At 68.9% G+C, this 8,929-nt stretch carries 10 protein-coding genes; 7 read left to right on the top strand and 3 right to left on the bottom strand.

Going from position 1 to position 8,929, the window contains the following annotated elements; all coding sequences use genetic code 11:
* The 6 genes from ACFULQ_RS43035 to ACFULQ_RS43010 all read left to right on the top strand — a co-directional run.
* Positions 1-893 (top strand): DNA/RNA non-specific endonuclease (locus ACFULQ_RS43035; RefSeq protein WP_383555517.1); only part of this gene is annotated, 893 nt, incomplete at its 5' end.
* A complete protein-coding gene (locus ACFULQ_RS43030) occupies positions 890-1,438 on the top strand; it encodes a hypothetical protein (protein WP_383555514.1) in 549 nt (182 codons plus the stop codon). The genes ACFULQ_RS43035 and ACFULQ_RS43030, both read left to right, overlap by 4 nt.
* Positions 1,386-1,970: an SMI1/KNR4 family protein gene (locus ACFULQ_RS43025; protein WP_383555511.1), complete on the top strand. Its 585-nt coding sequence runs from the start codon at positions 1,386-1,388 to the stop codon at positions 1,968-1,970. Before ACFULQ_RS43030 ends, ACFULQ_RS43025 begins: the two co-directional genes overlap by 53 nt.
* Before the next feature lie 30 nt (positions 1,971-2,000).
* A complete protein-coding gene (locus ACFULQ_RS43020; RefSeq protein ID WP_383555508.1) occupies positions 2,001-2,528 on the top strand; it encodes a hypothetical protein in 528 nt (175 codons plus the stop codon).
* 311 nt (positions 2,529-2,839) lie between these two features.
* On the top strand, positions 2,840-3,283 hold the full coding sequence (locus ACFULQ_RS43015) for an RHS repeat-associated core domain-containing protein (RefSeq protein WP_383555526.1): 444 nt from the start codon (positions 2,840-2,842) through the stop codon (positions 3,281-3,283).
* Positions 3,284-3,524: 241 nt separating this feature from the next.
* Positions 3,525-3,983, top strand: coding sequence for a hypothetical protein (locus tag ACFULQ_RS43010; RefSeq protein WP_383555506.1), 459 nt, complete (start codon positions 3,525-3,527; stop codon positions 3,981-3,983).
* On the opposite strand, the gene ACFULQ_RS43005 is transcribed toward ACFULQ_RS43010, so the two are convergent.
* Complete coding sequence (locus ACFULQ_RS43005; protein WP_383555503.1) at positions 3,953-4,774, bottom strand: hypothetical protein; 822 nt, start codon at positions 4,772-4,774, stop codon at positions 3,953-3,955. The two genes, ACFULQ_RS43010 and ACFULQ_RS43005, sit on opposite strands and share 31 nt — an antisense overlap.
* A gap of 736 nt (positions 4,775-5,510) precedes the next feature.
* Positions 5,511-6,653 carry a magnesium and cobalt transport protein CorA gene (locus ACFULQ_RS43000; RefSeq protein WP_383555500.1) on the bottom strand — a complete coding sequence of 381 codons (1,143 nt, stop codon included), beginning with the start codon at positions 6,651-6,653 and terminating at the stop codon, positions 5,511-5,513.
* A gap of 148 nt (positions 6,654-6,801) precedes the next feature.
* Between ACFULQ_RS43000 and ACFULQ_RS42995 the strand changes: the two genes are divergently transcribed.
* Entirely contained in the window at positions 6,802-8,169 is a 1,368-nt protein-coding gene (locus tag ACFULQ_RS42995; RefSeq protein WP_383555497.1) for a DNA glycosylase AlkZ-like family protein, read from the top strand.
* 26 nt (positions 8,170-8,195) lie between these two features.
* On the opposite strand, the gene ACFULQ_RS42990 is transcribed toward ACFULQ_RS42995, so the two are convergent.
* Positions 8,196-8,840 carry a LysE family translocator gene (locus ACFULQ_RS42990; protein ID WP_383555494.1) on the bottom strand — a complete coding sequence of 215 codons (645 nt, stop codon included), beginning with the start codon at positions 8,838-8,840 and terminating at the stop codon, positions 8,196-8,198.
* Positions 8,841-8,929 lie beyond the last annotated feature (89 nt).

The raw sequence follows: 8,929 nt of genomic DNA, 5'->3' as shown, positions 1-8,929 counted from the left end.
GCGGGGGTGGCGTCAGCGCGGCCGAGGCCGCGGCCGCCGCCCGAGCAGCCGCAGCGGCAGCCGCCGCCGCGGAGGCCGCCCGCCGCGCGGCGATCCGCGCCCACGCCATCAAGATCACGGCGTCGATCGGCAAGGGCAGCCTCACCGTCCACTCGATCGCGTCCGCGGCCCAGCCGCCCACCGTCCGCATCAACATCGGCAATTCGGTCCGCAACGCGGCCTCGGCGGTCGCGGCGGGGCTCACCACCGCCGCGGTGTGCGTGGTCACCGGCGCCTGCGTTCCCCGCGACGAGGAGTCGTCGACCTGCGCGAGGAACGGTGCCGGGTGGGTCGATCCCCAGGACACCGACGCCTCGCACGGCAACCGGGCCCAAGGCGTCTCGGCATGTCTGACCCAGCAGTTTCTGGACGACCATCCGGGATCGGACACGACCAAGGACATTCGACCGCCCGGATACACATGGGCCCAGCGGTACGCCCGGCACCTCGGCGCCGTGCCCAGGGTGTCGGTGAACAACTGCCACCTCCTCGGCAGCCAGCTCTCCGGCCCCGGAACCGACCTGAGGAACCTGTCGACCTGCGGACGTGACGCCAACGCCTACCCGAAACGGGGCGGCCTGGGAGCCATGGACAACATGGTTCAATTCGAGAACCAGGTCCAGGAGCAGGTGGCGGCGGGCGAGACCGTCCTGTACTCGGTGCACCCCACGTATGTGGGCGATCGCGTGACGCCGGAGTCGTACCTGATGACGGCCACGGCCTGGGACCGCGACGGAAACCTGGTCGGAACCACCACGCGCGATGTGCCCAACCTGATGAACACGCCACGGGGCTGGCGCAACCTCGGCACGGTGGTGGACTCCCGCACCGGCAGGGACGTACCCACTTCATGACCAACGGATCCGATCGACACGAGGACACCATGCACTGGGCTGTGGAAGAGCTGAGCCGTGTGATGCGGCCGCCCGTGGACGGCGGCGACACCGTCGACTGGGAAGCGCAGCGCACGGAGACGGGCTGGGAGCTTCCGGCCGACTACCGCGATTTCGTGGCGGTGTACGGGCTGGGCGCGATCAGTGACTCGATCGGCGTGCTCACGCCTCCCTTCGAGGGATATCCGTACGAGGATCATCTGCTCCACGGCGTCCCGTGGCCGCCGGTGGACGGGATGTTGACCTGGGCGTCTAACGAAGCCGGTGACGACTTCCTGTGGAAGTGCGTGGGGGAGCCCGACGACTGGGGTGTGGTCCTGCGGCCACGGGACCGGCGTCGGGACCACGAGTTCGACATGGGAATGGCGGAGTTCCTGCTCCGTCTGGTGCGACGGGAGGTCCGCCCGCCGCTCGGTGCCGAACTTGAGCTGCCGGCCACGTTCGCATCATGGCGTGAGGAAGAAGAGGGTCTGCTCGACGGAGACGGTGATCTTGAGGGCTTCTGACGACTGCACACTCGAGCTGCTGGCGGACGTCCGAGCCCTGCTGGGCCGCTCCGAATTCAACTGGACCGATCCGACGCCGTGGATCGTGGCCGAGCGGGAATTCGGCATCGAATTCCCGGCGGACTTCCGTGAGATCGTGGATGACTATGGTTCGGTACAGATCAACAAGCAGCTTTATCTGGTGCACCCCGCCGGTCATCTCCTGCACAGTCTCGGGGAGTCCATCAGGGGAGATCTCGAGCTCTTCCGTGAGGAGGACATGGCGGAGTACCTGCCGAGTCCGGCCGGGGCGAACCCGGGTGAACTGATGCCGGTGGCGTCGGCCCAGACGGGGGAATGGGTTTTCCTCCGCGTCCCGGAAGGCCCATCGGCGCCTTGGCGGGTCGTGGTGGTGGAGCTCGAGAGCCCGGCCTGGACCCTGCACGAGATGACCTTCGGTGAGTGGTTGCTGGCCTATCTCAGGGGCGAGGACGTGACGGTGTGCTCCCGGAACCATGCGCCTGACGGCCCGTTCTTCGAACCACTGAACTGAGCCATGGGGCTCATCGAGCAGAGAGAACGCATGACCGTGACGACCGCATCTCATCTCTCCCGGCCGCGGCTGTGGACCTTGCTCGGTGCCGCCGCCGTCGCCGTGGCAGGTGCGGTCGGGGCTCTGGTGTGGCTGTTCGGCTCCGACGCCGCGGTCGTCCGCCCGCCTCAGCCGGTCTCTCATGTCGACACCGCCACCCGGGCCTGTCTGTTGACGTCCACTGACATGGATCCGGGGGTGGTGAGCACCTGGGCGGCGATGCGGGAAGCGGCCGGGGGCGGCGCGTCGGGCGTGGTCGTGCAGCGCTACCACCTGCCGGGCAAGGCGGTGGGTGCCGCCTACGTCAACACCCTGGTGCAACTGCGCTGTTCGACGATCGTCTCCACCGGCGGCGCGGCGCGCTCGGCCGTGGCGGCCGCCCTTGCTGCGGGCCAACAGAAGGGCGTCCGTTTCGTGGTCGTCTCCGATCGTCCGGTGCCGGGCGCGACGCGGCTCGGCGCGCGTTCGGTCAGTGCCCGGGCTCTCGCCGGGCTGATCGGTCGGCGGGAGCGTCCGTGACGCGCTGCTTCTCGGAGAGGAACCGGTTGTGTCCCATCCCGCGATGACCCGGCTGCGGCAGATGCTGCCGCCTCCCCGGGCCGGCGGCGACATCGTCGACCGTGAGGGGTTGGCCCAGCCCTCGGACTATCGGGAGTACGTCGACGTGTGCGGGGAGGGGAGATCGACGACTATCTCTCCATCAGCACCCCGCCCGTTCCCGGCTCGGTGTACGGGGACCTGCTGGACGGATTCGTTCCGGCGCTCCCCGACGACGTGTCCGATCCCCCGCTGCTGACCATGGGGCGCACCGGGAGCGGTGACGTTCTCTTCTGGTCGCGGGTGGGAGACTCCGACACCTGGAAAGTGGTGGCCTTCAGGCGGCAGACGCCTTACCGCGTGCGTACGGCAACCCCCGCGGCACCCCCACAACCTGGGCCGACAACCGCACCTTCCTCAACAAAACCACCGACACCACCACTGGCCTCACCGACATCGGTGCCCGTGAATACGACCCCACTCTCGGCCGTTTCGTCAGCCTCGACCCGGTATTCGAAGCCACCAGCCCGCAAGAACTCGGCGGTTACACCTACGCCGGTGACAACCCCGTCACCCAAAGCGATCCCAGCGGACTGTGCATGGCTGACATCTGCGGCTATGGCGTCCCCAAGGGCAACGTCGTCGGCGGCAGAAGCGGTATCATCCGCAACGCCCCCATCGACCCTGAAAACATCAGCAGAGGAACCTGCCACCCCACCTGCGGCCCAGTCAAATAGAATAACTCGGGCACAGCACACACCAGTAGCGCCACGACTGATGACAACGCGGCGGACAGCGAAAGCACCCGCGAGCAAGCACATGCCTTGGAGGTTGCTGCTCGCGACGAACGTGGTCCCCACCGACGCGGGGGCGTTCAGTGATATTGCACCGTGCAATGGCTCGTTCGCAGTGATTTCGCCGCCGAAGATCGACGATGATGGAGCCCCTCGCACCAGACGACGACAAGGGGTGGGTGACGTGGCCAGCCTGATCAGGCGCCAGGATCATGCAGTGAATGTCGATTACCACGGATGGGCCTTACAGGATTTCGACGACGCACAGGTTCCTGTGCTGTTCCCCGAGGGCTTCGAGAGCGGCACCTTCCTCTCTGCTCACCCTGGGCGCCTTGACTTCTACAGCGCCGGGCACACCCACACCGCCTCCCTGACGGTAGAGGTCTGGGACGGGGAGCCCGTAGTGCCGACCGGGGAGTGGGACGAGTCTGCTCTGGCAAGCATCGCCTGTTCTTCGGGCAAGTTGCGCGCCAGAGGGATGGCGGCAGGACCGATGCCAGAGGCGATCGAGTTGTCGGACGGACCCGGTGTCTGGACGGTACGAGTGGTGTGCACCGGCCGTGAGGCAGCAGCTGCGCAGACCCAGCACGGTGTGGTCCACGGAGTCGAGCGCTATATCGCGCAGTTCTGGCCGAACGCCTGAGTGCTGTGGGGCGGCTCGGTTCCCGAGCCCTCGATGACTCTGTTCTTGTCGTAGAACTGCGCGAGCAGGATTCCGGCAGCTCCGTTGTCCTCCTTCTTCACCGGCAGGACGCTGAAGTTGCCCGGCTCGGCGAGAGGGTCGTAGTCGGAGTGGCCTGCTCCCTCGTACGTGGATGCCATCGGATACTCATCGCATTCGCGTGCGTATCCGGCCGACGTTGCGTAGTTCTCGCCGAAGTACTTCCCGCAGTTGTAGACGGAGCGGTTGCGGTTCAGGTCGCGGCGTTTGGTGTCCCAGTACAGACGCGTCAGCCCGAGATCGGGCCCCTTGCCCGGAAGGTCCTTCCTGGCCATGGGGGGCTGCGTCATCCCTGGCGTGGCGAACCCCTTCTGGATGTGCAGGGCTACCTCGCGCTCCGGAGCTCCGGCCGCTGTGCTGTACTGCAGCGGCGTCAGGATGGCCCACGAGGCTGACCCTGCCGCTGCGTTAGGCAAGTATGAAGCCTTGTCCCAGCGAGGCGGCAGCATGAACAAGTCGCCGCCCGTGATCGGCTTGGACGCCCAGGCGGGCGGCGCCTTCAGGCTGATGTTTGCCACATACACCGCGGCGAGCAGATCGGTCTTCGGAGTGTCAAAGCCCTGGCCGGCGGCGGCCGTCAGCGTGTGCTCGTAGGTGCCCGTACCCAGCAGCTGGCTCCATGTCCGGGTGAAGGGCATCGCCACGCCGCCCTGCGTATACGCCGCCGTGGACGGCCAGCTGTGAGTGATGCTGCCCTTCGTCGTGATCCCCATCCAGGCGCGCCGTTCTCCCCGGCCCTGGTGAAGTCGGTGAAGTAGTACGTGACCGTGATGGTCCTGCTGTTCTGCGGAATCGTGCCGACGGCAAGAACGTCGAAGCGACTGGTGCCGACGGTGCTCCCGTTGCGCAGCCAGACCTGGTCGAACTGCTTACCGGAGCACACTGCATAGCGGGACTTGACGTAAAAAGTCTTCGCCGCCAGTCCAGCGACGCATTCCTGGCTCGTCATCGTGTGCGGAGGCTCGGGAAGGCTGATTGCCGCCGGCGCTCGGGAGGCAAGTGGTTCACCTGGCCCGGCACTGGCCCTGGACCGGTCACATCACCGCAGCCCTCGACCGGCTCACCCAACTCCCTGATCGAGGCTTGTTGGCGCTCGGGGCGCTCGCTAGGTGCTTGAGGCAGCGGAGGAGGAGCGTTGAGGCAGCGCGCTGATGTCACTGTCCGTGATGCTCTCTGCTTGGACAGTCGGCTCGGTAAACACTGGCGAACAGGGAGGCCGGGCCGGGGCCGCTGCGCAGGGTGGAAGACACGGAACGGATTCGATTCTCCCCGGATCCTCCCCAGCGTGGACAGGCACACAAAAAGCCAGGTCAGAGCCGTAGTCCCGGCAGGGCGAGGAGATCACCCGCATCACTTCTCCCCAGGGACTCCCCAGAGGGCGTCATGGCTCCGTTTTCGGAAGATGCGAGTGCGAACAGGGTGAGGGACCGGACGTGCGATTGCTTGCCCTCAGAGCCAGTCCCGCCGCTTGAAAATCACGTACAAACTTACGCAAACCACACCCATCAGGCCGATCGAAAAGGGGTATCCGAAGCTCCAGCCCAACTCAGGCATGTGTTCGAAGTTCATGCCGTAGATCGTGCCGACGAGCGTCGGGGCGAACAGGATCGCCGCCCACGAGGAGATCTTCTTGATCTCCTCGTTCTGCTCGAAGCCCGCCTCCGCCAACGCCCGCATCTCCGCGTTCTGTTGCTGGGTGACCAGGGTCGCGTTGACGGTGAGGATGTCGGTGAGGGCCTGGCGGAAGCCGTCGACTCGTTCGCTGGTGTGGGTGACGTGGTCGGCGACGTCCCGCAGGTAGCGCTGGAGCTCCTCGTCCGTGCCGTACTTCGCGAAGCCCGCCATCAGGGCGTGCAGCATGCCGACCAGGGGGCGTGTGGCGCGCTGGAACTCCACCATCTCCCGGGAGAGTTCGTAGATGCGGCGGGAGACCTCCGGGTCGCCGCGGAAGACCTCCGTCTCGATCTCGTCGATGTCGTTCTGGACGCCCGCGACCACCGGCGCGTACCCGTCGACCACCGCGTCGAGGATGGCGTAGAGCACCGCCTCGGGGCCCAGCCGCAGCAACTCCGGTGCCTGCTCCATGCGGTGGCGCACCGCCGACAGATCCGGCGCCGCGCCGTGCCGGACCGTGATCACGAAGTCCGGGCCCACGAACACGTGCAGCTCGCCGAAGTCGACCTCCTCCGGCGCGTCCAGGTAGCGGGCCGCCCGCAGGACGACGAAGAGCGTGTCGCCGTAGCGCTCCAGCTTCGGGCGCTGGTGGGCCTCCATCGCGTCCTCGATGGACAGCGGGTGCAGGTCGAACTCCTCGGCCAGCGAGAGGAGTTCGCTCTCCGGTGGGCGGGCCAGGCCGATCCACGCCATGCCGGAGCGCTGTTCGCGCAGCTCGTGGAAGGTGTCCGCGAGCGTCGCGGGGGAGGACACGCGTACGCCGTCGCGGTAGAGGGCCGCCTGGACGATGCTCGGTGGCTCGGCCGCGGGATCGGGCGCGGGGGGCTCCGGGGTCTGCACCGGAGTCTTCGACGGCGCGGACGGCGGGGTCAGGGCGCGGCGCCAGGCGGACCTCCTGGCGGAGTCCTTCGAAGACATCGTGTGCCTCTCGCTCTCGGGTCGAGCCGATGCCGGCGTGATCACGGAGCAGGGTATACGGGACAAATGACATTCCAGGAGCCCGGCACCGCACCACGCCGTGAGTTGCGGACAGAACATGTCCGCAAGCCTCGCTAGCGTGCTGCTCATGACGAAGACGACCGCGTCGGCCCCCGTGCTCGGCACCCGCGCCCTGAACCGCGCGACCCTCGACCGCCAGCTCCTCCTGCGCCGGTCCGGCCTGTCCGCGAAGGCCGCCGTCGGGCATCTGCTCGGCCTCCAGGCGCAGAACGTCAAGCCGCCGTACTACGCGCTCGCCGCCCGCCTCGACGGCTTCGCCCCCGAGGAACTGTCGGCGCTGATGGCCGACCGCGAGGTGGTCCGGATCGTCACCATGCGCTCGACCATCCACACCCACACCGCCGAGGACTGCCTCACCCTGCGGCCGCTGGTGCAGCCCGCCCGGGACCGTGAACTCACCCAGTTCCGCAAGGGACTTCAGGGCGTCGACCTCGACCGGCTCGCCGCCCTCGCCCGGGGCCTCGTCGAGACCGAGCCGCGCACCATGAAGGAGCTGCGGGAGGCGCTCCTCGCCGAGTGGCCGGACGCCGACCCGCAGGCCCTGGCCATCGCCGCCCGCTGCAAGCTCCCGCTCGTCCAGGTCACCCCGCGGGGCCTGTGGGGCAGGAGCGGCCAGGTGGCCCTCACCACGGCGGAACACTGGCTCGGCGTCCCCGCGCGGCCCGCTCCCACCGCGGACTCCGCTGGGCCTACGTCCACCGCCGACCCCGCCGGGCCCGCTTCCACTGCGGACTCCGCTCGGCCCGCGCCCACTACCGGCCCCGCCGGGCCCGCGTCCACCGCGGACTCCGCTCGGCCCGCGCCCACTACCGGCCCCGCCGGGCCCGCATCCACCGCCGACCCCGCCGACCCCGTCGGCTTCGCGCCCAACGCCGACCCCGCCGGCTCCGCGCCCACCCCCCACCCCGCCCACCGCGCCGCCATCCTCGACGCCACCGTCCTCCGCTACCTCGCCGCCTTCGGGCCCGCCTCCGTCAAGGACATGCAGACCTGGGCCGGACTCACCCGACTCCGCGAGGCCTTCGAGCGGCTCCGCCCCGAGCTGCGCGTCTTCCGTGACGACAACGGCGTCGAGCTCTTCGACCTCCCCGACGCGTCCCGCCCCGCCGAGGACACCCCGGCCCCGCCGCGCTTCCTGCCGGAGTTCGACAACCTGCTGCTCTCCCACGCCGACCGCACCCGCGTGGTGCCGAAGGAGCACTGGGGCCGCAGCTGGCAGGGCAACCAGGCCTACTGCACCCTCCTCGTCGACGGCTTCCTCGCGGGGGTGTGGAAGCTCGACGGGGACACCGTCGTCGTCGAGCCCTTCGGCCGGCTCACCAGGGCCCAGCGGCAGGAGGTCGAGGAAGAGGGGCAGCGGATGCTGGCCACGCTGCACCCGGGGACGTCGTTCGACATCCGGTTCGGGACGGTCGTACAGAAGCAGCCGCAGTAACCGTGGGCCGGGGACCGACCCGGGGCTCAGTCCCGCCCCGTCACCGCCACCGTCAGCCCCAGCCCGATCATCGTGAAGCCGCCCGCACCGCCGATCAGGGACAGGCGGCGGTCGGAGCGGGCGAACCAGCTGCGGGCGGCCGACGCGGTCAGGCCCCACAGGGTGTCCGTGACCAGGCCGATGGTGATGGGGACCAGGCCGAGCAGCAGCATCTGGGCCGGGACGCGGCCCGCCGCGTGGTCCACGAACTGGGGGAGCACGGCGGCGAAGAAGACGACGCCCTTCGGGTTGGTGACACCGACGAGGGCGCCGTCGAGCACGGTCCGCAGGTCGCCCCGCGCGGGGCCGGCGGGCCGGGAGACGATGGCCGACGCCTTCAGCTCGCCCCGGTGACGGAAGGCCTGGACGCCGAGGAGGACCAGATACGCGGCGCCCGCCAGCTTCACCGTCAGGTAGACGGCCGCGGACCGCTCCACCAGTGAGCCGATCCCGATCGCCACGGCCACGACGAGCAGGTAGGAGCCGAAGACGTTGCCGAGGGCCGTCGCCACCGCGGTCCGGCGGCCGTGCGCGAGGGCGCGGCCGATCACGAACAGCACGCTGGGCCCCGGGATGACGATCACCAGCAGGGACATCGCGGCGAAGGCGAGGACACGGTCCGTGGACACCATGCCGGTCATTGAAACAGGCCTGTGCCGTCCGCCTCTAGGACCCTGTTGGTGGCCGGGCATGGACAGGGGGCGTTGCGGGCCGCTCGTGG

The sequence above is a fragment of the Streptomyces sp. NPDC057253 genome (assembly GCF_042669125.1).
Lineage (GTDB): Bacteria > Actinomycetota > Actinomycetes > Streptomycetales > Streptomycetaceae > Streptomyces.
This window is presented reverse-complemented; position numbering and strand designations above follow the sequence as displayed.

Coding starts and splice junctions, on each gene's coding strand:
- ACFULQ_RS43030 (WP_383555514.1), top strand. CDS start 890: ATGACCAACGGATCCGATCGACACGAGGACACCATGCACTGGGCTGTG.
- ACFULQ_RS43020 (WP_383555508.1), top strand. CDS start 2,001: ATGACCGTGACGACCGCATCTCATCTCTCCCGGCCGCGGCTGTGGACC.
- ACFULQ_RS43005 (WP_383555503.1), bottom strand. CDS start 4,774: ATGGGGATCACGACGAAGGGCAGCATCACTCACAGCTGGCCGTCCACG.
- ACFULQ_RS43000 (WP_383555500.1), bottom strand. CDS start 6,653: ATGTCTTCGAAGGACTCCGCCAGGAGGTCCGCCTGGCGCCGCGCCCTG.
- ACFULQ_RS42995 (WP_383555497.1), top strand. CDS start 6,802: ATGACGAAGACGACCGCGTCGGCCCCCGTGCTCGGCACCCGCGCCCTG.
- ACFULQ_RS42990 (WP_383555494.1), bottom strand. CDS start 8,840: ATGGTGTCCACGGACCGTGTCCTCGCCTTCGCCGCGATGTCCCTGCTG.